The sequence below is a fragment of the Staphylococcus simulans genome (genome assembly GCF_002994445.1).
In the GTDB taxonomy this organism is placed as follows: Bacteria; Bacillota; Bacilli; order Staphylococcales; family Staphylococcaceae; genus Staphylococcus; species Staphylococcus simulans_B.
Window position 1 is genome coordinate 216,985 of the sequence record NZ_MRZJ01000002.1, and the last position, 23,032, is coordinate 240,016.

Here is a 23,032-nt window from a genome sequence, read left to right on the forward strand (position 1 = left end):
CTGAAATAAAAAGCTCAACCCTCTAAATCAAAGCGGGTTGAGCTTTTTTTTATGCCTATTTATTTAGAAATGTAGCGTTTCAAATGCTTCGCTGTTAAAGTATCGGTTTCAAGCAAGTCTTCAGGACGGCCGCAAAACAGCACTTGACCACCATCTAATCCAGGTCCTGGACCGACATCAATCATCCAATCTGCTTCGCACATCATAGATAAGTTATGTTCGATTAAAATGACTGTGTTACCTTCTTCTATTAATTCATTAAAACGATTCAATAATAGCGGAATATCTTCTTCATGCAGACCTGTAGTAGGTTCATCGAAAATATAGACTTTGTCTGAAGTCGGTTCAATCAAATACTGGCTCAACTTAACACGTTGTATTTCACCGCCGGATAATGTATCTAACGGCTGACCTAAAGCCATATAATTCAAACCGGTTTTGCTGAGGGAGCGCAATGCATCTTCAATGGCTTTATGTCCTTTAAAGAAAGCAATGCCTTCATCTACAGTCAATTCTAATACGTCTGCAATATTATAACCATCAACAGTTGCATCTAATACTTCTGGTTTATAACGTTTGCCGTGGCACACTTCGCATGTTTGAGAGAAGTCTGCCATAAAAGCAAGTTCAGTTTTGATATAGCCTTTACCGCCGCAATTTGGACAAGCGCCTTTGGAATTATAACTGAACATTGCTTTGCTTAAACCAGTATGCTTGCTGAAGAATTTGCGCACATCATCAAAGACACCAAGGTACGTCAATAAGTTAGAACGACTCGAGCCTTGTACGGCTTTTTGATCGACGAACACAGTGTTGTCATCATCTTCAAACCCTGCTTTTACAAGTGTACTTTTTCCTGAACCAGCAACACCTGTCATGACAGTCAGCACGTTTTTTGGAATATCTGCTGTCACTTGTTTAAGGTTATTGCGCGTCATTGGTCCTAAATGGTAGTAATCATTAATCGGTCTTGGACTGGATTTGAACTGATGTGATTTGCGCAAAGCATCACCTGTCGCAGTGTCCGATTGTAGTAATGCTTGGTAATTACCTTCAAATGTAATCTCACCGCCGTTTTTACCAGAGCTAGGTCCCATATCAATGACGTGGTCGGCTTCTTTTATGACATCCGGATCATGTTCTACTATTAATACTGTATTGCCTTTAGCTTTAAGCGACTGCAAGATTTGATTGATTTTTTGAATGTCTTCTGGATGCAAGCCGACGCTTGGTTCATCAATAATGTAGACTAAATCAGACAATGGGCTGTTTAAGTGGCGGATAAATTTTAAGCGTTGCGCTTCACCGCCGGATAATGTAGTAGTCACACGGTCAAGCGTCAGATAGCTTAAGCCGATAAAATCTAAAGCTTTGAGTTGTTTTCGAAGCGGTGCGATAATAAATTCTGCAGTCGGTTGATTCAGTTGATCTAAAAATTCAAGGTTCTCTTTAATTGTCATTTTAGTAAAATCAGAAATGTTATAACCGTTGATTTTACAACTTAATACCTTTTGATTGAGTCGCTGTCCGTGACAAGTCGGACATACTTTAGTTGTTACGACATTTTTTAAATGTTTCGCATAACGCTTTTTCGCAAACTCTTTATCTCCTAAAAAGATACGGCTGAATCTAGGAATCAATCCGACATATTTTGCGGACTTGCGCCAAGCTTTCGGCGGATTTTTCAACTTCATAGGCTCTTGATATAAGAACAAATCTAATTCTTTTTGTGTATAATCTTTCAGTTTCTTATCATTATCAAAGAGACCGCTGTCGCGATAAGCCTTTCCGCGTTCTTTATCCGGACCGAAAGAAGGGAAGTCGATCGCACCTTCATTGAGTGATTTATCCCAATCCAACAATTCATCTAAATTGATATCTTCAATATAACCTAAACCTTCGCAAGTTTTGCACATGCCTGAAGGACTGTTGAATGAGAAAACATCAGAATAACCGACAAAAGGTGTCCCGATACGCGACCAAAGTAATCGTACAGAAGCGTAGATATCAGAAATCGTACCGACTGTAGAACGAGAATTACCGTTAAAGCGCTTTTGACTGATAGTCATTGCGACAGGTAAATGTTCAATACTGCCGACTTTTGGTCGGGGCTGCTGATTCAAGTGAAACTGTATGTAACTGGAGTAAGTTTCATTTAATAAGTGTTCAGACTCTGCCGCAAGTGTATTAAACACAAGAGAAGATTTACCAGAACCTGAACGTCCTGTAAACACGGTTATCAAGTGTTTAGGAATATCGATAGAGATAGATTTTAAATTATTTTGTGCTGCATCTTTTACACTGATATGATCTTGTTTCAATTCATTTGCCTCCTTGTGTCTGACAAACATGTCATCAATTATTTGTATTCCCGAAATTTCAATTCTTATTTCTATTCTCATCGGCGACTAATTGACATAATGGGACATCCAAGTTCCCAAAATAACCCGTTTGCCAACTTTACGCACTTTAAGAGTGAATTTACTAACAGTCCTTTCACTAAATTGATTTTTTTAGTCAACAAAAATAAATGGCGCATTATTGATAGATGTAATAAAATTAATGGTATAAAGGCATCTCATTTGGAAATATCAGAATAATTCACTAAACATCTTAGCTCTACATCATGAAGGAGTGAATTGAGTATGAACAACAAAAATGTTATTAATGATTTATCAAAATTTGTGACAGTAGCACAAAAGGTCAGAGAGGTTAGTGCCATTATCAAAAGTGAATATCAAATCTCTTTTGAAGAACTCTTCATTTTAAACTACATTCACAATAGCGAAAAAGAACGCACTGAATTTAATGTTAAAGAGATTATACAACTGTCCAACTTGAAACCATACTTTATTTCTAAAGCGATTCAAAAACTTAAAGAACGTAAACTTTTAAGTAAAAAACGAAATAAAAATGATGAAAGAACAGTCATCTTAGTGGTCGATGCAGAACAAAGAAGCGAAATCGAATCACTGTGCGACGCCGTCAGCAAAGTATTTTAATCAGATAAGAAGTTGGGGGATTTAAGTTATTTCCAATGAGATGAAATTATAGCGCATCCTAAAGAAACAATCTTTATTCGGATGTATTAAGATAAGAAGCCGGATAAGTGTATCTGACTTCTTATTTTATTTGAAAAAAATCAAAGCTTACTCCATTTTTATAATTGAATGTTCCAGGGTAGAGTAAAATGTATCAATCGTAATAGAAATGAGGCTATATATGAAGCGACCCATCAAGCTTATTCATAATCTTGTACATCTCGCAACCCAGGCAGCAGGTGGCTTGTTAGTAGCGAAACATGCGACAAGCAACGCACAAGGCATCTATCATGAAGAGGAAAATACGTCATTTGCGCCGCCTGGCAAAGTATATCCGATAGTATGGACGGGTTTGTATATAGCGTTGGGCAGCTGGCTTTTAAATACTACAAAGGAGTGATGAGCATATGACAACCAATGCTGTTATTTTAGGTGCTGGAGGACAATTCGGCATGGCATGGGAAATCGGTTATTTAAGAGGCTTGTTTGATCAAGGTGTGGATTTACGTACGGCACATGAATTTGTCGGCACTTCAGCCGGTGCACAAGTCGGTACAGTTATAGCATCAGATGCAGACTGGGAAACAATTTGGGATGAACAGCTGCAGTATGAAAGAGAGGAAAGTAATCCATTAACGGATGAAGATTTAGAAATTATCTTCAGCAAGTTTGAATCATTAGCCAGTGATTCGCGCACAGTAGAAGAATGGGTTGCTGGTATGAGCGACATGGCGATGCATCCTAGAGTAGATTTGCCTGAAACAGAACGTCTGAATATGATTCGAAATAGTCTCGGCAACGCTGTATCCGGTTGGACAAAAGGACTGAAAATTGTGGTGACAGAAGTAGAAACCAATCAGCGTCGCGTCTTAGATCAATCATCAGACGTTTCATTAGTTAAAGCTATTGCGGCCAGCGGTGCCTTTCAAGGTGCGTATCCGACAATTCAAATCGACGGCAAACATTATTATGACGGCGGATCATATTCAATGGAAAATCCGGATGTGAGCGAAGCGGATAAAGTGGTGGTATTAGCTGCTGATTTGCCTGTCAAAACACCTTTCGCACTTTCAGATGTGATAGATAAGATGAAAGAACGCCGACAAAAGGTACATTTAGTAAAACCAGATAAAACCGTTATGGACATTTTAGCACGCTATGACTACAACACGATGAATGGTGCGATGCGTAAAGAAGTTGCACAAGCAGCACGCAAACAAGGCCAACAAGACGCAAATACTATTGCAGAATTTTGGAATTAAGCGTATGTATCTTCTATATAATGAAGAATTATAGTAATGAAGAGAAAGTAATAAAGAGAAGAATAAGAAAGTAATAAAGAGAGAAAAAAGAAATACAAAGAGAGAGTATAAAGAAAAAACAGAAAAAAGCATAAAGAAAAGAAGGGCGATTTTCGTTTTTGAAAATCGTCCTTCTTCATTAATAACTGTTACATAAAAGCTGTTTAGAATTTTAAGGACAGTCTTAGTATTTTCTTAGGAAGTTGACTTCTCTGTTGTAGTGTTTTTGAACAACGTCTTTTTGAACGTCGTTTAAAATGTCTTCGATTAAATCCGTTTCATGTGCCAAGATACGAATACTGATACCATGTGTTGCTAATTGTGTGATACCGATTCTGCAATCTGCTTCTTTAGTATAAGGTGCCATCACATCATAGAGTGCTTCAACAGTAGTACTGTCGACATCTGGATGGATGAAGTAGCAAGAACCTAAGTGTGAATAGCCTTCCATATAGCCTAGAGCGTCTACACGGTTTTTCTTCGGATCTAATAATAAATTATCGAATACGACCAATTCGCCATCCACAAATATTTCATTCAATAAGTGCAGATATGTGTAGGTGAAGTGGGATTCATCCGGAGAATAACCCGGTGTTAAGATGTCAGTATAAAACATCGCACCTGTTTTAGCGATATGGTATTGGTTGTGTTGATAGAATTTCGCATCTTTAAAAGCGATAATCGGATCTCCGACATATTCCATATAAGCATTATCTTCAATAGTAAATGTTTGATATTGCTCAACGTGATCTTTTAAAGTTTTGTAGATTTTAGTTGCACCTTGTGATGTGAGTGTTGTGGCCGCATTTTCTTTGACTTTGACATTTAAGCGATAACGATCGCCGTCTAAATAACCGCCGCCTACATTAACGATATAGAATGTAGGGATATTTGAACCATTCAAATAAATAGGGCGGATAACTTTTAATGCTTTTTCAAAGAAAATGTCACGTGCTGCAGAACGCTCGCCATCATTGAAGACAGTGATATCAAGTTGTCCTGTCCATTCTGTGACATTGTGCATTATTCTAGTCCTTTAAGCAATACGTCGCGTTCAATCCAGTTAATCACATTATCTAAACCTTCTTCTGTTTTTAGGTTTGTGAATGTGAACGGACGGTCTCCGCGGAATGTGCGTGTATCTTCAGCCATTTGGTCTAAAGATGCGCCGACATAAGGTGCTAAATCTGTTTTGTTGATAATGAAGAAATCAGATTTAATCATACCTTGTCCGCCTTTACGCGGGATTTTTTCACCTTGTGCAACGTCGATGATATAAATTGAGAAATCTACAAGTTCAGGACTGAATGTAGCTGCTAAATTATCGCCGCCTGATTCGACAAAGATTAATTCGATATCTTCATGACGTTCGATTAATTCATCAATCGCCGCGAAGTTCATAGATGCATCTTCACGAATTGCAGTATGCGGGCAGCCGCCGGTTTCAACACCGATAATACGGTCAGCAGGCAGGACGCCTGAATTTACAAGAATTTTTTCGTCTTCTTTTGTATAAATATCATTCGTAATAACACCAATGCTTAATTCTTCTTTTAAATGTTTGACTACTTTTTCTACAAGCTCGGTTTTACCTGCGCCTACAGGTCCGCCGATTCCGATTTTAATAGGTTGAGTCATAAATCTATAGCCTCCTAGGAAATAAAGATTCGTACATTCACTTTTTCATGTTCCATTTGATTGATTTCAAGTCCTGGTGCAGTGATGCCGAATTCAGATGCTTCAAGTTCAAAAATATGGTCGCGTGTTGATTTCATAAATGGAATCATTTCAGTCACAATACGTTGCCCAGCTGTTTGGCCTAACGGTATTGCGCGTACCGCATTTTGAGTTAATGATGAAACGTTTTGATATAAATAATAATCAATGATCATTTCAATATCGACACCAAGAAAATGGCCGAGCATAGTAAAACAAATGGCTGGATGCAGCTTGGCTTGTTTCTTTTGATATTGCTCATGATACCAATGTATCCATTCGCTGTCATAAAGTTCATCTGCAAGCTTAACCATACGTGTACCCATTTGTTTTGTGCCGACACGTGTTTCTCTTGGCATATTTTGTACAAAGAGCAAGCGATCAATCTCTAATACTCTTTTTGAATCATTCTGATTCAATGCGTCATAGACAAAACGCATTGCTAAACCATCCGCGTATGTGAGCTGTTCACTTAAAAAGAGTTTCAGCCACTCTTTAAAGGACTGTTCATCATGAACCGTACCGCGTTGGATGTAAGTTTCTAATCCGAAAGAATGGCTGAATGCTCCTGTTGGAAATTGTGAATCGCAAAACTGAAACAATCTCAGCGATGCATGATCAATCATGTGAATGTCCTATATGACGGAATGCTTGATTGACTTTGCGATCTTCACGTGAGTGGGGGATACCTAAAGATTTTAATAAATCTTCAACCAAGTAATCGTATTGTACCAGCATTTCAGTTTCAGTGAATTGTGCCGGTAAATGACGGTTGCCGAGTTGGTGTGCAATATCTCCCATTTCTTTAAGTGAACGCGGACGAATCACTAAGATATCTTCGGAATTGACGTCAACGACAATACGGTTGTTGTCATCTTCGTATAAGATATCGCCATATTGCAAGTCCACCGGATTTTTTAAACGGATGCCGATTTCATGACCGTGATTCGTTTTGACACGCTGGATGCGTTTAACTAAATCAGAATTTTCAAGATACACTTTTTCAGTGTGTTTTTGTTTTTCTTCTGGTGATAAGTTGGCAATGTTGCCAAGAATTTCTTCTACTATCATGTAAGCTTGCCTCCTAGAATAAGAAGTAACGTTGTGATAATGGCAACTCTGTAGCAGGTTCGCTTGTGATTTTTTCGCCATCTACAAACACTTCATAAGTTTGCGGATCTACGTCTAATTTAGGTGTTGCTGTATTGTTTTTCATATCCGATTTGCGTAGTTTGCGGATATTTTTAACTGGACGAATTAAACGATGCAAGTTCAATTGACGTTGAATATCGTTCATATAAGCAATATTAGAAACGAACGTCATATTTGTACCGGTTAAGTTGCCGCCGAATTGACCATACATTTTACGATATTTTAAAGGTTCTGAAGTTGGAATAGAACCGTTCGCATCACCGTTAATCGCTGTATTAATCATACCGCCTTTGATTACCATCTCTGGTTTAACACCGAAGAATGCAGGGTCCCAAATGACAATATCAGCTAATTTGTCTTTTTCGATTGAACCTACATATTCAGAAATACCGTGTGTAATCGCAGGGTTGATTGTGTATTTCGCGATATAACGTTTGATACGGTTGTTATCATCATACTCTTTATCTCCCTCTAAAGGTCCGCGTTGTTCTTTCATGCGGTGTGCAACTTGCCATGTACGTGTAATGACTTCACCTACACGTCCCATTGCTTGAGAGTCAGAGCTGACCATACTGAAGACACCCATGTCTTGCAGCACATCTTCAGCCGCAATGGTTTCTTTACGGATACGTGAATCCGCAAATGCTACGTCTTCAGGAATAGAAGCATTTAAGTGGTGTGTAATCATAACCATATCTAAATGCTCATCGATTGTATTTTTAGTATAAGGAAGTGTCGGGTTCGTTGATGAAGGAAGAACGTTAGGATAGCTTGCTGATTTGATTAAGTCAGGCGCATGTCCGCCGCCGGCACCTTCAGTGTGATACATATGAATAACACGATCTTTAATCGCTTTCATAGTATCTTCCATGAAGCCTGCTTCGTTAAGTGTATCTGCGTGTAATGCGACTTGAACATCATAATCATCCGCAACTTGTAATGAGTGGTCTAATGCAGAAGGTGTTGCACCCCAGTCTTCATGGACTTTTAATCCAATTGCCCCAGCGTGAACTTGTTCAATTAAAGCTGTATTATTATGTGCTTGTCCTTTGCCTGTAAAGCCGACGTTAATCGGTAAAGCCTCCGCTGCTTCTAACATGCGGTGCATATGCCAAGGACCAGGTGTTACAGTTGTAGCTTTCGCACCTTCAGATGCGCCTGTACCGCCGCCGATATGTGTTGTCACACCGCTTTCAAGTGCTACCCATGATTGTTCTGGGTTGATAAAGTGAACGTGTGTGTCGATACCGCCTGCAGTTACAATTCTGCCTTCACCTGAGATAATATCTGTATTCGCGCCGATAACGATATTAACGTTATCCATGATATCTGGGTTGCCGGCTTTGCCGTATCCCATAATATAGCCGTTCTTAATACCTAAGTCAGCTTTATAAACTTTATCGTAGTCGATAATTACTGCGTTTGTGATAACTGTATCTGCAACATTGCGGTCATCGCGTGTTACGTTAGGGTTTTGTGCCATACCATCACGAATAGATTTGCCGCCGCCGAATGTTGCTTCGTCGCCATAAGTCGCAAAATCTTTTTCTACACGTGCAAACAAGTTTGTATCAGCCAAGCGGATCGCATCTCCGACAGTAGGGCCGTACAAGCTTGTATATTGAGATTGTGTCATTTTAAAGCTCATCGATCATACCCACTTTCTTTGTTCGCATTTTTTTGACCTTCATCGTCTTTAACACCCGCATTAGGATGGTCGTTATCTACACGGAAGACGCGGTCTTCATCGATTTCTCCGTTAACCATTCCTCGGAAACCAAAAATACGGCGATTACCATGATATTCAACAAGTTGTACTTTCTTTTCGTCCCCAGGTTCAAAACGAACCGCGGCACCTGCTGGAATATCAAGATGTTTGCCGTATGCTTTCTCTCTATCGAATTTTAAGCCGTCATTGACTTCAAAGAAGTGATAATGAGAGCCTACTTGAATCGGACGATCTCCGATATTTTTAACTTTTATTACTGTTTCAGCGTTATCTGTATTTCTGTTAATCTCTATTTCAGTACGCTTTACTATAATTTCACCAGGTTTCATTATTTAAATCCCCCTTAAACAATCGGATGATGAACTGTAATTAGTTTTGTACCGTCTGGGAAAGTAGCTTCAATTTCAAGGTCAGTAATAATATCTGACACACCTTCCATAACATCATCCTTATTTAAAATTTGTCTGCCGTAACTCATAAGTTCAGCAACACTCTTACCGTCTCTTGCACCTTCTAACAATTCATAACTAATGATAGCTACTGCTTCAGGATAGTTAAGTTTTAATCCGCGTTTTTGACGTCTGCGTGCTAAATCATTCGCTATCACTAACATTAGTTTGTCTTGTTCACGTTGAGTAAAATGCAAAATAATCCCTTCTTTCATGTATGTTAAGTAAATACTAATCTATTGTAAGACGCTTAATGTCGATACACAAGAATTATATATTTATTCCCTAAAATTAAAATGAAAATTAACAAGTTAATCCTGTAATCTACACTTTAATTTACCTAAGGGAGTTTTACCATTTTTTGTACAATTTCAAACAAAAGAGCCATTTTGTATTTGATAACAATAAAAATGAATAACAGTAGGTTTCATTCCCTATAGTATTTTGTTAAAATCATTATTGCTTAATTCATTAGAAATCAGGTGAACGACCATGCGTCATTTTATCGACGTTGTATTAAAGAATATCTCTCAAGTGCTGTTACTGGAAAATGCATGGACAGGGTTATTCATTCTAGCAGGATTATTTGCAGGGGATTGGAAAGTAGGGCTGGCTGCTTTGCTTTCAAGTATTGTTGCTTACATAACGGCACCCTATACAAATTATTCTCAAGAGGAGATCCGTCATGGACTGGCCGGCTTTAACCCAGTCTTAACAGGAGTTGCGCTGACGATTTTCTTAGTTCAAGACTTAAAAGGGATCGGGATGACTTTGCTTGCGGTCATTTTAACCATGCCTCTCGGCGCAGCGTTTCGTGCATTGTTAGCACGTTTTGAATTGCCGATGCTGACAATGCCTTATGTATTTATCAGCTGGATGTTCTTATTTATGTCCTTCCAATTCGAACATGTGAATGCAGGTGTCAATATTTTACCGTCTACTGTCAGAGAAATCACATTCTCGCATCACACAATCAATGTAATGATGACTTTCTTAGACGGCTTCAGTGAAATTTTCTTGGTCAAAAGTGTACTCGGGGGCTTATTGATACTGATAGGTATTTTTATTGCTTCAAAAAAAGCAGGGATTTACTCAATTGCAGCCAATATCATCGGCGTAGTTGTGGTTATGATGTTTGGTGCCAACCATGATGAAATCAATGCAGGTCTTTATGGTTATAATGTCGTACTTGTGATTTTAGCTTTAGGTGTGACATTTAAAGAGGCATCTGTCTTTAACAAATACTTAAGTATGTTGTTTGGAATCATTATTACCGTAGTCATGCATGCAGGCTTAGTCACATGGCTGAAACCTTTCGGTCTGCCGGTATTTACCTTGCCGTTTATTGTCGCAACATGGATTATGCTGCTGGCGGGCAAATCTGCGTATGCAAAGTCTAAAAAGGAAACGCAAGTATAAGATAAAAATCAATAGCATAAGAAAAGCGGAATTCTGCCCTGATTTGTAGGGAACATTCCGCTTTTTCATTTGAATTATTTTATTACTTCATGAATTTCTCTTTAAGATCTTTACGCATAAACTCTAATGTATACGGGTCATTGTACCAATAAGTTTTAGCATCAACTTTGATCACGTGATTATTTTTAACTGCCGGCAAGTTTTTCCATAGATTTGTTTCTGTATATGAAGGAGCTGCTTTGCCTGCACGTGTTGATACGATGTAATCGCCTGCATATTCAGGGATTTTTTCTTGTTTGATTTCTGCCCAGCCTTCTTTTTCAACAAGTTCTTTTTGTTTTTCAGGCATTTTCAAACCGAATGCTTGATAAATTACTTCGCCGCCGCGACCCCAGTTAGGACCGTACGTATAAAGTTTTTTATCAAATTCGTCTAATAAAGAAACAGTCGCATCTTCACCGATTTTGTTTTTAATAGCTTTGCCGTCTTTAGAAGTTTGCTTTTTCCATTCTTCTGTCCATTTTTTCGCTTGGTCTTCTTTGCCTAATAATTTACCTAATTCAATTTGCTGATCAAGGTATTTATGTTTAGCATAGTCAAAGACTACAGTAGGTGCTGCTTTTTGATATTTCTTGATGTTTTTGTCAGTTGAGTAAACGATAATTAAATCTGGTTTTTGTTTGATAACTTTTTCTACATCTTCACTGCCAGTTGCGCCGATTTTTTCAACACCTTTGAATTTTTCTTTTAAAATAGGGCTGTTATCGACTTGGCTGTTGACTGCGACAATGTTGCCGCCTAATTTTTTAATACCGCCCGCATATGTAGGTGCAACTACTGCAATACGTTTAGGGTCTTTCGGTATTTTTACTTTCTTTCCATTATCCATTGTATATGAACGCATTTCTTGCTTTGAATCTTTTTGATCATTTGATTGTTTACCGCAAGCGGCAAGAACGAATACTAAAATAATCATAGGAATCAATAATTTCTTCATCTGTATTTTCCTCCTAATTGAAAACGATTATCATTACTTTAGAATTATAATCGTATTTTGCGAAAAGCACAATATAATTTTGCAAAAAAATTAGAAATGAGTTATTTGAAGAAAGAAAAAGTACCATGCTCTTTGAAAAAGAACACAGTACTGTCGTTTTAAAATAGGCCGAGTTCAGATTTTGCAATGTTCGTATAAGCAGCATCTTGCATCGGAGGGTTATGCAGACCAGCACGCATATCACGATAATAGCGTTGAAGCGGACGTTCCATTTCTAAACTTTTAGCACCGACGATACGCATAGCAATATCAATCACTTGCAGACCTTGGTTCATAACCAAGACTTTGCTTGCTGACGTTTCGTTCCATACAGGTGCATTCGGAGATTCATGATACATACGTGCAGTTGACCATAAGAATGCGCGTGATGACAGCAATAATGATTCCATCTCTCCGACAGATTGCTGAACGGTAGGAAGATGGGCAATGGATTGATCGATGCTGTTCGGTTGATGTGTTTTCGCAAAGTCCTTTGCATAATCCGCTGCTGCTTGCGCAATACCTAAATAAACACTTGGAATGTGCAAGATCCATCCATTCGGACTTTTAGGACCTCCTGCGATTTCTACGAAATTTTCAGTCGGGATTTTAACATTTTCCAGCACTAAATCATGGCTTTCAGTAGCACGCATGCCTAGGACATTCCATGTTTGTGCAATCGATAAGCCTGGCGTACCTTCTTCAACTAAGAAGAAGCCGTATTGATCTGTTGCTTCGTTGTAGCCGCTCACTAAGAAATGTGTCAGTGCAGGGCTCATTGAAGTAAATGTTTTAACACCGTTTAAGATGTAGCTGTCACCTTCTTTAACCGCATGTGTCGAAGGTTTTCCTCCGCGTGTCGGACTGCCGGTATCTGCTTCGCTGACTGCACGATTAATCAATGCGCCTTCTTTAACCGCATTTGCAAATTGATCAAGGAGTGCATCATCCCATTTCTTTTCTTCATAGAGCTGTCCGACAACGCTTAAATGCCATCCGATTGATAGTGCAGTTGCGCCGTCTATCGCGCCTAAATAGGTCTGCAAGATCACCATATCTTCTACTGTTGCACCTTCGCCGCCATAGGCTTTAGGCAAAGTTAATAAGGTATAGCCTTCTTGTTTCAGCCATTCAATATTTTCATAAGGGAAGCGGCTGTTGAGGTCGTTATGTTCTGCATGTGCCTGAAAGTCTGCTTTGACAGCTTGTAATTTCTTTAACCATTTTCGTTGTATGTCTGAGTGTATTAATCCTGATTCTAACAAGACGTTTCCTCCTTACGTTGATAAGTGTATTAAGTTTAGTGTATCACTCGGAATAAAGAGTTGGAAGTTTTTCGTGATAAGAATCGAAATTCATATCGGCAGAAAAACATTCAGTGCACCTCTTAATACAGACATGCACAGATGCTTTACATTATTTAGGAAATACAATTAAATAGAGAGTGATAGAACAAGTTGGAGGTAGAAAATGAAAAAGATATATTTTAATCATGATGGCGGCGTGGATGACTTAGTGTCGTTATTCTTATTGCTTCAAATGGAAGACACAGAATTAATCGGGGTCAGTGCAATCGGCGCAGACAGTTATGTAGAACCTGCAGTGAGTGCTTCTGTTAAGATTATCAACCGCTTCTCAAACCGCGACTTAAACGTTGCACCATCTTATGAAAGAGGGAAGAATCCATTCCCTAAAGATTGGCGCATGCATGCTTTCTTCGTAGATGCTTTACCTGTCTTGAACGAAAGCAGAACGACAAAGCGTTCAGAAGTATCGCACTTAGAAGCTTATGAAGATATCATTGAAAAATTAACAAAAAGCGATGTACCGGTGACGCTCTTGTTTACAGGTCCGTTAACTGACCTTGCAAAAGCATTAGAAATAAAACCGGAAATTACAGAGAAGATTGAACGTTTAGTCTGGATGGGCGGCACTTTTTTAACAAAAGGAAATGTGGAAGAACCTGAACATGACGGTACAGCAGAATGGAATGCGTTTTGGGATCCTGAAGCGGTCGCAAAAGTATTCGAGACAGATATTGAAATAGATATGGTCGCACTCGAAAGTACTAATAAAGTACCGTTAACGTTGGGTGTACGACAAATGTGGGCAGACCAAAGAGATAACTTAGGTGTCGATTTCTTAGGTGTTTGTTATGCAGGTGTACCGCCGTTAACGCATTTCGTTACGAACTCAACGTATTTCTTATGGGATGTATTAACAACCGCTTCAGTCGGCAAACCTGATTTAGTGCATGTTCAAGACGTCATGACTGAAGTTATCACACATGGTCCAAGTCAAGGCCGTACGAAACGCGTACATGAAGGCGGAAGACTGGTACATGTGGTGGATGATGTGAATCGCGAAGCATTCTTTGAATACATGACACAATTAGCTGCCAAAGTTCAGCAGTAAGCAAGTGTAAAAGTTACACAAATAAATGTAAACTACCCGTAAATTTTAGTTAACATATGTGCTATAATTTTCCTTGGAATCATACCAAGGAGGTCAGACTATGACAACAAAACATATTACATTCACAGCGATTATGACCGCAATCATTGCTTTATTAGGGTTGGTACCGCCGATACCTTTACCGTTTATGCCTGTTCCTATCGTGTTGCAAAACGTAGGAATCTTCCTCGCAGGTATTCTTTTAGGTAAGAAATATGGTACATTAAGCGTAATTGTATTTTTAATTTTAGCAGCGTGCGGTGTGCCTGTATTATCGGGAGGCCGCGGCGGAATAGGTGTATTTGCCGGCCCTTCAGCTGGTTTCTTATTCTTATATCCGGTAGTGGCGTTCTTAATTGGGCTTGCACGCGATAAATTTATCGAACGTATCAACTTTGTACGTCTCTTTATTCCTGTATTGATCGCAGGGGTATTGCTTTTAGATATCGTAGGTACTTTAGTGATGGGTGTTATTACAAACATGCCGTTATCTAAAGCATTCTTCTTATCTTTTGTCTTTATGCCTGGAGATGTGGTTAAAGCTGTTATTGCTTGTTTAATCGGCGCAGCTTTATTGAATCATACAAGATTCAAACAATTGATGCGCTTCTGATTAAAGAAAGAGGGAGAAATATGCGGCCACTATCCATGCGACTGATTGATCAGTCAGGCACTATAGCTTATCAAGATGATGAAAAAACAATCTATTTAACACCATCAGAGCCTTTGACCTATTACACTAATAAATGGGTATATCATCAAATGCCGGAGTTTGAGAATTGGTTAGAAGATGCACAAGCACAATTGAAGCAGCATCATCAACAAGGCAGTCATCATCTTGCATTTTCATTTCCTGAAGATACGCCTTTGCCAAAAGTCTTCACAGATTACTTTGATAAAGAAGGTTTTGAAGTCGGGTTATTAGAAATGTATGCGATTGAAGCAGAAGCGCTGCAAGCTGAATTGCCGGAGCATTTGGATATTCGCTGGGTTGATATTTATCATTTAGAGGATTATTTAAAGATTTGCCGCTATTTTTCATTGGACTATGGCCGAGACTATGCGGATGAAATGGTGAAAACATTGCGTGAGCAATTCGAAGGGTCAACACATGTAAAGCATGTTATTGCTTATCATGAAGGCAAACCCATCGGCACATTGGATATCATTGAATCAGACACAGCGATTGAAATCGATAGTTTCGGGGTCATTAAAGAGATGAGAAGACAAGGTGTCGGCCGTGCGATGCAAGCCTTTGTCGCAAACTATGCAAAAACGAAACCGATTATTTTACTAGCAGACGGCGAGGATACTGCTAAAGATATGTATATCAAGCAAGGGTATACATATATCAGCTATAGTTATAACGTTGTGAAAGAGAATATATAAAATAAAAAGCTGTGTTCACACAAGTCAGTCTTGTGAGGACACAGCTTTTATACGTTCTGGATGACTATAAATATTAAAGTTGCCGTCTCTGATAAATCCGATGGCTGTAATATTCAAGTCATTTGCGAGTGTGACCGCAAGGGTAGTCGGTGCGGATTTAGACAAGATGACACCAACACCGATTTTAGCAGCTTTGATTAAGATTTCAGATGAAATACGGCCGCTGAAAATCAATACCTTATCTCGTACTGGAATATGACGCTCTATACAAAATCCATACAATTTATCTAAGGCATTATGACGCCCGATATCTTGACGATGTTCAAAGAAAGCTTCGCCGTCGCTGATGGCGCGAGGATGCAGGCCGCCGGTACGTTTGAATAATGTACTGGCTGTCTGCAGTCTTGTCATCATATTAATGACTTGTTTTGGTGTCAATGTAATATGCGACATAGATGTTTTCGCAATCGCAGCATCATTTTGGAAATAGAACTCGCGGCTTTTACCGCAGCAAGAGGCAATCATACGTTTTGTTGAATATTCAAAACGATCGCCTAAGTCTTTTGTCAGTTCTACATGAGCAAAGCCTTTACTGTCATCGATTTGAATGGATTTTAATTCATCGCGTTTTAAAATCGCGCCATCAGACGCTAAAAAGCCCAGTACCAATTCTTCCATATGGTCTGGACTGCAGATAACGGTCGCAAATTCCTCGCCATTGACCATAATTGTTAAGGGAAATTCGGTAACGTAATTATCTGTAGTTTCAAACAATTCTCCGCCTTCGTACCGGACGATTGTCTGATTGGTTAATACATCTATATCTTTTTTATTCATAGGCATAACTCCTTAATTCAACAGTATACTATATTTGGTTTATTTTCAAAAAAAGAATGCCTGTTTCAAAACAATGATGAAAGTAAAGTTGTTTCATCAAAAAATTAATAGTAAACTTAAGGTAAACAAAAAGAGAGGTGTTAGGGATGGCAAGTATTAGAGATATAGCAAAAGCAGCAGGTGTCAGTCCGGGAACAGTTTCAAGAGTCTTGAATGAAGATCCTACATTATCTGTAGCTGAATCCACAAGAACACGGATTTTAGAAACAGCAAAGTCAATGGCGTACCATAAAGCAGAACGTGTCAATCGGCAAGTTCAAATTATTACGTATGCTTCACGCAGACGCGAGATGGCAGACCCGTTTCACCGTGAACTGCGATTAGCCATCGAAGCAGAAATCAAACGATTGAATTTAACACTGAAAAAGACATTGAGAATTGAAACAGGCTTTAAAAAGCAAGATTGGCAAGATGTGAAAAAAGCAGGTGCGGTACTGGTTATCGGCAACTTTTCATATCATGTATTAGAGACATTGTATGAATATAATCAAAATATCGTTGTCATTAATAATAAACATGTGCCTGAATATATGGACGCAGTGTATTCAGATTTAGGACAGTCAATGCATCGTTTGTTGGATAAAATCTCAAATGATAATAAGACAGCAGATATTGCTTATTTCGGAGGGATGAGAGAAGAACGTGATTTGCGTGAAACTGAGAGTGCTGAAAAAGATGCACGCTACCAAGCTTACGCAGATTGGTACGAGCAGCATCATAAAATACCGAATGCACATTTAATCGGCTGGGATCGAGAAGCAGGACAACAAGCGGTTAAAGATTTAGAAACGATACCAGATGTATTGATTGCCGGCAATGATATGGTAGCAATCGGTTTGATTCAAGGTCTGCAAGAGATGGGAAAAGCAATTCCTAAAGATGCGGCAGTTATCGGTTTTAACGACTTGGATGTGAATCAATATGTCACACCTTCTTTAACGAGTGTGCGTATAGATATTGAACAATTCGGGAAGAGTGCAGTATTGATGGCAAAAGAACGTATTCAGCGTACACGAGCAGCAGCATTGCATATTGTCGTGCAGACACGCTTGATTGAGCGGCAATCATTTTCTTTGAAAAAGCAGCAATAAATACATTGACAAAACATTTAGTAAACAAATAAACTTTAATTGTGTTTACTAATAAAATTTACCTTGAGAGAGGAGTTATACTATGTTGACAGCGATGAAAAAGCAATTTGAAAAGCAGTTTGATGCACAACCAGAGGTCGCAGCTTTTGCGCCTGGACGCATCAATTTAATCGGAGAGCATACGGACTATAACGGCGGTTATGTATTCCCGGCCGCAATTGAATTAGGGACGTACGGTTTAGCGCGTAAACGAGATGACCGTACAATCCGCTTTTATTCATTAAACTTTGAAGAAGCTGGCGTCATTTCATTTTCACTAGATGACTTAGACTATGACAAAGCAGACAGCTGGGCTAACTATCCAAAAGGGATGGTCAAGTTTTTAATTGAAGCAGGCTATAACATTGAAAACGGATTTGATGTAATTGTAGAAGGCAACATTCCGAATGGCGCAAGTCTTTCATCTTCAGCATCTATAGAAATGCTGACGGGATGGTTAATGAAATCATTGTTCAATCTAGACGTAGAACGTTTGGAATTGATTCAATTAGGACGCAAAGTTGAAAATCACTTTATCGGTGTAAACTCTGGTATTATGGACCAATTTATTGTCGGCATGGGTCAAAAAGACCAAGCAATTTTATTAGATACTTCAAGTTTAGAGTATCACTATGTACCGACAGAGTTCGGCGATTATACTATTTCAATTATGAATACTAATAAACGCCGCGAATTAGCAGAATCTAAATATAATGAACGTTTAGAAGAATGCCAAAAAGCTTTAGCACTTTTACAACAAGAATTAGATGTTGAAGCATTAGGCCATATTGATGAAGCAACTTTCGAAGCACATGAACATTTGATTGATGATCCGGTGCTATTAAAACGTGCACGTCATGCAGTAACAGAAAATGCACGTGTCAAGGCAGCATACGATGCATTAGAACATTCTGATTTTAAACGCTTCGGTCAATTGCTGAATGAAAGCCATGCATCATTAAAAGATGATTATGAAGTAACAGGTGTTGAATTGGATACTTTAGCAGAATCTGCACAGCAAGTTGATGGTGTATTAGGTGCCCGTATGACAGGTGCAGGTTTTGCAGGATGTGCGATTGCATTAGTACATCAATCAAAAATCAAAGCATTAGAAGAAGAAGTCACACGCAACTACACAGAAAAGATTGGTTATGCCCCTTCGTTTTATCATGTCAATATTGGTGACGGTGTTAAATCAATCGAACTTTAAGGAGGACTTTTTATGTCAGTTTTAGTATTAGGCGGCGCAGGTTATATCGGCAGTCATGCTGTACATCAATTATTAGATGAAGGTTATGATGTCGCAGTGGTAGATAATTTAGGTACAGGACACAGAGATGCAGTGCCAGAAGCAGTACGTTTTTATGAAGGTGATATTCGAGACAAAGCATTCTTGAATCAAGTCTTTGAAAAAGAAGCGGTAGAAGGTGTATTCCATTTCTGCGCTTACTCTTTAGTCGGAGAATCGGTTCAAAAACCACTCGAATATTTCAACAATAATGTTTATGGTATGCAAGTGCTCTTAGAAGTAATGAAAGCACATGATGTGAATGAAATTGTCTTTTCATCAACAGCAGCGGTATACGGCGAACCAGAAGTTGTACCGATTCAAGAAGATGTGCAAAAAGCACCGACAAACCCATATGGCGAAAGTAAATTAATGATGGAAAAAATGATGCATTGGTGCCATAACGCTTATGGTGTGAACTATACTGCATTACGCTATTTCAACGTAGCGGGTGCACGAGAAGACGGCACAATCGGAGAAGATCATAACCCTGAGACACATTTGATTCCTATCGTGCTTGAAGCAGCATTAGGCCAAAGAGATGCGATTACAATCTTTGGTGTCGATTATGATACAGAAGATGGTTCTTGTGTCAGAGACTATCTGCATGTCACAGACTTGATTGATGCGCATATCTTAGCTTATCAATACCTTAAAAACGGCGGCGAAAGCGGCGCATTCAACTTAGGCAGCAGCCAAGGCTACTCAGTAATTGAAATTGTAGAAGCTGCACGTAAAGCAACAGGCGAAACGATTAAATCTGAAATCGGAGAACGCCGTGCAGGCGATCCTAGCAAATTGATTGCATCCAGCGATAAAGCACGTAAAGTTTTAGGCTGGGAACCTAAACATGACGACATAGAAGAAATCATAGCAACAGCTTGGAATTGGCACCGTGCACATCCAAACGGCTACGACGATAAATAAACGAGGAGGCTATTGAGATGAAGTTGAATCAACAACTGGTACAACGCTTCATTCAGTATGCGATAGAATATGGAGATTTTGAAACAGAGGACAATTTTTACGTTCAAAATCTTATTTTAGAAATTACTAAAGCAGAAGATTTAGAGACACAAACAGAAGCTGATTTATCAGAACTTGATACACCGAACCAAATTGCGCAATATTGGATCAATCAAATGATTGAACATGGATTGATTGAAGATGCGGTGTATCAAAAAGAAATCATAGAAACAAAATTGCTTGATTTAATTACACCGAAACCTTCTACGATCAATCGAAACTTTAAAGCACTGTATCAAGAAGACCCGCAAAAAGCGACACAATATTTTTATGATATCTGTGCGCGCAATCACTATATAAAAGCAGATGCCATTGCACAAAATATTCATTACTATACACCGACACATTATGGTGATTTAGAAATTACAATTAATATGTCAAAACCGGAAAAAGACGCAAAAGAGATTGCGGCTGCTAAACAAGCGAAACAAACAAGTTATCCGTTATGTGCTTTATGTATGGAAAACGAAGGTTATGAAGGTTCAGTGACACAAGCTGCTCGTCGTAATCACCGTATTATCCGTATTACATTAGACGGTGCGAACTGGGGATTCCAATTTTCACCATATGCTTATTTCCCTGAGCACAGTATTGTCTTATCAGAACATCATGTACCAATGAAAATTGAACGCCAAACATTTATCAATTTACTTTCATTCGTGCAGCAGTTCCCGCATTACTTTGCAGGCTCTAATGCGGACTTGCCGATAGTCGGCGGTTCTATTTTATCGCATAACCATTATCAAACAGGACGTCATACGTTCCCGATGGATAATGCGGAAGAAATTGATACGTTTACGTTAGATAATTATCCGAATGTAGACGCAGCACTGTTAGATTGGCCGATGAGTGTGATTCGTTTGAAAGGTAAAGACCAAGCACAGTTAGTCGATGCGGCAGAACATATCTTTAATAAATGGAATGCATACAGTGATGAATCAGTCAGTGTGAAAGCTTACAGTGAAGACGGTGAACGTCATCATACGGTGACACCGATTGCGAGATTCCGACAAGCAACAGGGCAGTATGAATTAGATTTAGTATTGAGAGACAATCAAACATCTGAACAATATCCGGATGGTATCTTCCACCCGCATCAAGATGTTCAGCATATTAAGAAAGAAAATATCGGTTTGATTGAAGTGATGGGAACAGCGATTTTACCGGCACGTCTTAAACAAGAATTACAAGACGTTGCACGCTATGTATTAGGAGATACATCCATAGATTTAGGTGTGCATCAGCAATGGGCTGAGGACTTAAAAGCAGAACATACATTTACCAAAGAAAATGCGGAAAGTATTATTCATGATGCGATGGGTCAGAAGTTCAAACGTGTGTTAGAAGATGCTGGTGTCTTTAAACGTACAGAAGAAGGCTTCAAAGCCTTTCAACATTTTGTCTCAACATTATAAAGTGCTTAAGACCAACATTTGCGTTGGTCTTTTTTTATAGACAAATGTTGAAATAATGAATTGTATTAAGAACAAATTCAAGCTGGAATTTATGAGGTTTAAGCGTATAATCGAAGATGAATCTATCTTTTAGGAGGACCTGACAATGAAATTGAAATCTATCGTAACCATGCTGTGCATTATCGGCTTGGTGCTAGCGGGATGCGCGAATCAAAAGCAATCCGCCAGCAAATCAAAAGAACAGACACTGCATGTGGCTGCGGCTGCAAGTTTAACAGATGTAACGAAAGATTTAGAGCAAGCATTTAAGAAGCAGCATCCAGATGCAAAAGTTACATTTAATTACGGCGGTTCAGGTGCGTTGAGACAGCAAATTGAAAAAGGGGCACCAGTAGATGTTTTGATGTCCGCAAATAAAAAAGATGTGCAAGCATTAAAAAATAAAAAACAAGCTGATCATGTTTACGATTATGCTAAAAATAATTTAGTGTTGATTGGTGAAAAAGGCACCAAAGCAAAGTCAGTCAATGACTTAAAGCCTGGTGATAAATTAGCTATCGGTGAAGTGAAATCAGTACCTGCAGGCAAGTACGCAGAAAGCTATTTAAAAGCAAACGGCTTATATAAAGGGGTACAAGATCAACTGGTTTTTGCGAAAGATGTGCGCCAAGTCTTGAATTATGTAGAAAAAGGCAATGCACAGCTCGGCTTTGTGTATCAAACGGATTTATATCAAAATAAAACTAAAGATGATAAAGTGAAAGCAATTCAGCAAGTACAATTAAAAGAACCGATTGTATACGAAGCAGGGACAACATCTGATAATCAACTCGGCAAAGCATGGATTGAGTTTCTGAAATCAGATGAAGCCAAAAAGATTTTGAGAGCATATCATTTTGAAGCGTAGGAGGAGTACATATGCCTGATTTAACGCCATTTTGGATATCGATTGAAGTGGCGGTGATCAGCACGATCATTGTGACGCTGCTTGGCATTTTGGCAGCCAGACTGTTATATCATCGTCGCGGCCGCATCGTAACGCTTCTTGAAAGTATTATTATTCTGCCGATTGTTTTACCGCCGACTGTGATGGGGTTCTTACTCTTGATTATCTTCTCTCCGAGAAGCCCGGTTGGGGCTTTTATGACCAATGTCTTGCATCTGCCGGTTGTCTTTTCAATCACAGGTGCAATCATAGCATCAGTTGTCGTCAGTTTTCCGCTTATGTATCAGCATACCATCCAAGGCTTCAGGGGCATCAATCATAAAATGCTCAACACAGCGAGAACCATGGGCGCAAGTGAAAATAAAATCTTCTATAGATTGATTTTGCCGCTGTCAAAACGTGCCATACTTTCAGGTGTGATGATGGCCTTTGCCCGTGCAATCGGAGAATTCGGCGCGACATTGATGGTTGCTGGTTATATTCCGAATAAAACCAACACCTTGCCGCTTGAAATATACTTCTTAGTCGAACAAGGCAAAGAGAACCAAGCTTGGTTATGGGTACTTGTCTTGGTAGCCTTTGCGGTAACGGTCATAGGTACTATCAATATGATTAATCGAGATCGCTATTTGGAGGTGGATTAA

At 39.0% G+C, this 23,032-nt stretch carries 24 protein-coding genes; 13 read left to right on the forward strand and 11 right to left on the reverse strand.

The window, feature by feature from the left end; all coding sequences use genetic code 11:
* Positions 1-59: 59 nt before the first annotated feature.
* Positions 60-2,069, reverse strand: coding sequence for an ATP-binding cassette domain-containing protein (locus C7N65_RS04380; RefSeq protein ID WP_105993379.1), 2,010 nt, complete (start codon positions 2,067-2,069; stop codon positions 60-62).
* 576 nt (positions 2,070-2,645) lie between these two features.
* Between C7N65_RS04380 and C7N65_RS04385 the strand changes: the two genes are divergently transcribed.
* From C7N65_RS04385 to C7N65_RS04395, 3 genes are all read left to right on the forward strand, one after another.
* Positions 2,646-3,002 carry a transcriptional regulator, SarA/Rot family gene (locus C7N65_RS04385; protein ID WP_105993261.1) on the forward strand — a complete coding sequence of 119 codons (357 nt, stop codon included), beginning with the start codon at positions 2,646-2,648 and terminating at the stop codon, positions 3,000-3,002.
* 220 nt (positions 3,003-3,222) lie between these two features.
* Positions 3,223-3,441, forward strand: coding sequence for a tryptophan-rich sensory protein (locus tag C7N65_RS04390; RefSeq protein WP_158698101.1), 219 nt, complete (start codon positions 3,223-3,225; stop codon positions 3,439-3,441).
* Between the two features lie 7 nt (positions 3,442-3,448).
* Positions 3,449-4,303 carry a patatin-like phospholipase family protein gene (locus tag C7N65_RS04395; RefSeq protein WP_105993263.1) on the forward strand — a complete coding sequence of 285 codons (855 nt, stop codon included), beginning with the start codon at positions 3,449-3,451 and terminating at the stop codon, positions 4,301-4,303.
* Between the two features lie 223 nt (positions 4,304-4,526).
* Here C7N65_RS04395 and C7N65_RS04400 read toward each other — a convergent pair whose 3' ends face one another.
* Genes C7N65_RS04400 through C7N65_RS04430 form a run of 7 tightly spaced genes read right to left on the reverse strand, consistent with a single transcriptional unit; the run spans position 4,527 to position 9,585 of the window.
* A complete protein-coding gene (locus C7N65_RS04400; RefSeq protein ID WP_415918789.1) occupies positions 4,527-5,369 on the reverse strand; it encodes an urease accessory protein UreD in 843 nt (280 codons plus the stop codon).
* Entirely contained in the window at positions 5,366-5,980 is a 615-nt protein-coding gene (ureG, locus tag C7N65_RS04405; protein WP_105993265.1) for an urease accessory protein UreG, read from the reverse strand. The genes C7N65_RS04400 and ureG overlap by 4 nt, the downstream gene beginning before the upstream one ends.
* A 14-nt stretch (positions 5,981-5,994) precedes the next feature.
* Positions 5,995-6,684 (reverse strand): urease accessory protein UreF, encoded by a 690-nt coding sequence (locus C7N65_RS04410; protein ID WP_105993266.1) that lies wholly within the window; start codon positions 6,682-6,684, stop codon positions 5,995-5,997.
* Positions 6,677-7,129, reverse strand: coding sequence for an urease accessory protein UreE (gene ureE / locus C7N65_RS04415; protein WP_105993267.1), 453 nt, complete (start codon positions 7,127-7,129; stop codon positions 6,677-6,679). The genes C7N65_RS04410 and ureE overlap by 8 nt, the downstream gene beginning before the upstream one ends.
* A 13-nt stretch (positions 7,130-7,142) precedes the next feature.
* On the reverse strand, positions 7,143-8,858 hold the full coding sequence (gene ureC / locus C7N65_RS04420; RefSeq protein ID WP_105993268.1) for an urease subunit alpha: 1,716 nt from the start codon (positions 8,856-8,858) through the stop codon (positions 7,143-7,145).
* Entirely contained in the window at positions 8,855-9,268 is a 414-nt protein-coding gene (locus tag C7N65_RS04425) for an urease subunit beta (protein ID WP_105993269.1), read from the reverse strand. The genes ureC and C7N65_RS04425 overlap by 4 nt, the downstream gene beginning before the upstream one ends.
* Before the next feature lie 14 nt (positions 9,269-9,282).
* Positions 9,283-9,585, reverse strand: a complete 303-nt coding sequence (locus C7N65_RS04430; RefSeq protein ID WP_105993270.1) for an urease subunit gamma — start codon at positions 9,583-9,585, stop codon at positions 9,283-9,285.
* A 295-nt stretch (positions 9,586-9,880) separates the two neighbouring features.
* Between C7N65_RS04430 and yut the strand changes: the two genes are divergently transcribed.
* Complete coding sequence (yut, locus tag C7N65_RS04435; RefSeq protein WP_105993271.1) at positions 9,881-10,807, forward strand: urea transporter; 927 nt, start codon at positions 9,881-9,883, stop codon at positions 10,805-10,807.
* Positions 10,808-10,889: 82 nt separating this feature from the next.
* Here the strand turns inward: yut and C7N65_RS04440 are convergent, their stop codons facing one another.
* Both C7N65_RS04440 and C7N65_RS04445 read right to left on the reverse strand, forming a co-directional pair.
* Complete coding sequence (locus C7N65_RS04440) at positions 10,890-11,804, reverse strand: iron-hydroxamate ABC transporter substrate-binding protein (protein ID WP_105993272.1); 915 nt, start codon at positions 11,802-11,804, stop codon at positions 10,890-10,892.
* Positions 11,805-11,962: 158 nt separating this feature from the next.
* The gene (locus C7N65_RS04445; RefSeq protein WP_105993273.1) at positions 11,963-13,108 is read right to left on the reverse strand and encodes an acyl-CoA dehydrogenase family protein; all 1,146 of its coding nucleotides are present in this window, start codon (positions 13,106-13,108) and stop codon (positions 11,963-11,965) included.
* 205 nt (positions 13,109-13,313) lie between these two features.
* On the opposite strand from C7N65_RS04445, the gene C7N65_RS04450 reads away from it, so the two are divergent.
* The 3 genes from C7N65_RS04450 to C7N65_RS04460 all read left to right on the forward strand — a co-directional run bounded on the left by C7N65_RS04450 (position 13,314) and on the right by C7N65_RS04460 (position 15,686).
* Positions 13,314-14,258 (forward strand): nucleoside hydrolase, encoded by a 945-nt coding sequence (locus tag C7N65_RS04450; RefSeq protein WP_105993274.1) that lies wholly within the window; start codon positions 13,314-13,316, stop codon positions 14,256-14,258.
* 100 nt (positions 14,259-14,358) lie between these two features.
* Complete coding sequence (locus tag C7N65_RS04455) at positions 14,359-14,910, forward strand: biotin transporter BioY (protein WP_105993275.1); 552 nt, start codon at positions 14,359-14,361, stop codon at positions 14,908-14,910.
* Positions 14,911-14,930: 20 nt separating this feature from the next.
* The gene (locus C7N65_RS04460) at positions 14,931-15,686 is read left to right on the forward strand and encodes a GNAT family N-acetyltransferase (RefSeq protein WP_105993276.1); all 756 of its coding nucleotides are present in this window, start codon (positions 14,931-14,933) and stop codon (positions 15,684-15,686) included.
* A 24-nt stretch (positions 15,687-15,710) separates the two neighbouring features.
* On the opposite strand, the gene fdhD is transcribed toward C7N65_RS04460, so the two are convergent.
* Positions 15,711-16,523 carry a formate dehydrogenase accessory sulfurtransferase FdhD gene (gene fdhD / locus C7N65_RS04465; protein WP_105993277.1) on the reverse strand — a complete coding sequence of 271 codons (813 nt, stop codon included), beginning with the start codon at positions 16,521-16,523 and terminating at the stop codon, positions 15,711-15,713.
* Positions 16,524-16,669: 146 nt separating this feature from the next.
* On the opposite strand from fdhD, the gene C7N65_RS04470 reads away from it, so the two are divergent.
* From C7N65_RS04470 to modB, 6 genes are all read left to right on the forward strand, one after another.
* On the forward strand, positions 16,670-17,674 hold the full coding sequence (locus C7N65_RS04470) for a LacI family DNA-binding transcriptional regulator (RefSeq protein WP_105993278.1): 1,005 nt from the start codon (positions 16,670-16,672) through the stop codon (positions 17,672-17,674).
* 82 nt (positions 17,675-17,756) lie between these two features.
* Positions 17,757-18,923: a galactokinase gene (locus tag C7N65_RS04475; protein WP_105993279.1), complete on the forward strand. Its 1,167-nt coding sequence runs from the start codon at positions 17,757-17,759 to the stop codon at positions 18,921-18,923.
* Between the two features lie 12 nt (positions 18,924-18,935).
* Entirely contained in the window at positions 18,936-19,928 is a 993-nt protein-coding gene (gene galE, locus C7N65_RS04480) for a UDP-glucose 4-epimerase GalE (protein WP_105993280.1), read from the forward strand.
* A gap of 17 nt (positions 19,929-19,945) precedes the next feature.
* Positions 19,946-21,442 carry a UDP-glucose--hexose-1-phosphate uridylyltransferase gene (gene galT, locus C7N65_RS04485; protein WP_105993281.1) on the forward strand — a complete coding sequence of 499 codons (1,497 nt, stop codon included), beginning with the start codon at positions 19,946-19,948 and terminating at the stop codon, positions 21,440-21,442.
* Positions 21,443-21,587: 145 nt separating this feature from the next.
* Positions 21,588-22,349, forward strand: coding sequence for a molybdate ABC transporter substrate-binding protein (gene modA / locus C7N65_RS04490; RefSeq protein WP_105993282.1), 762 nt, complete (start codon positions 21,588-21,590; stop codon positions 22,347-22,349).
* Positions 22,350-22,360: 11 nt separating this feature from the next.
* Positions 22,361-23,032: a molybdate ABC transporter permease subunit gene (gene modB, locus C7N65_RS04495; RefSeq protein WP_105993283.1), complete on the forward strand. Its 672-nt coding sequence runs from the start codon at positions 22,361-22,363 to the stop codon at positions 23,030-23,032.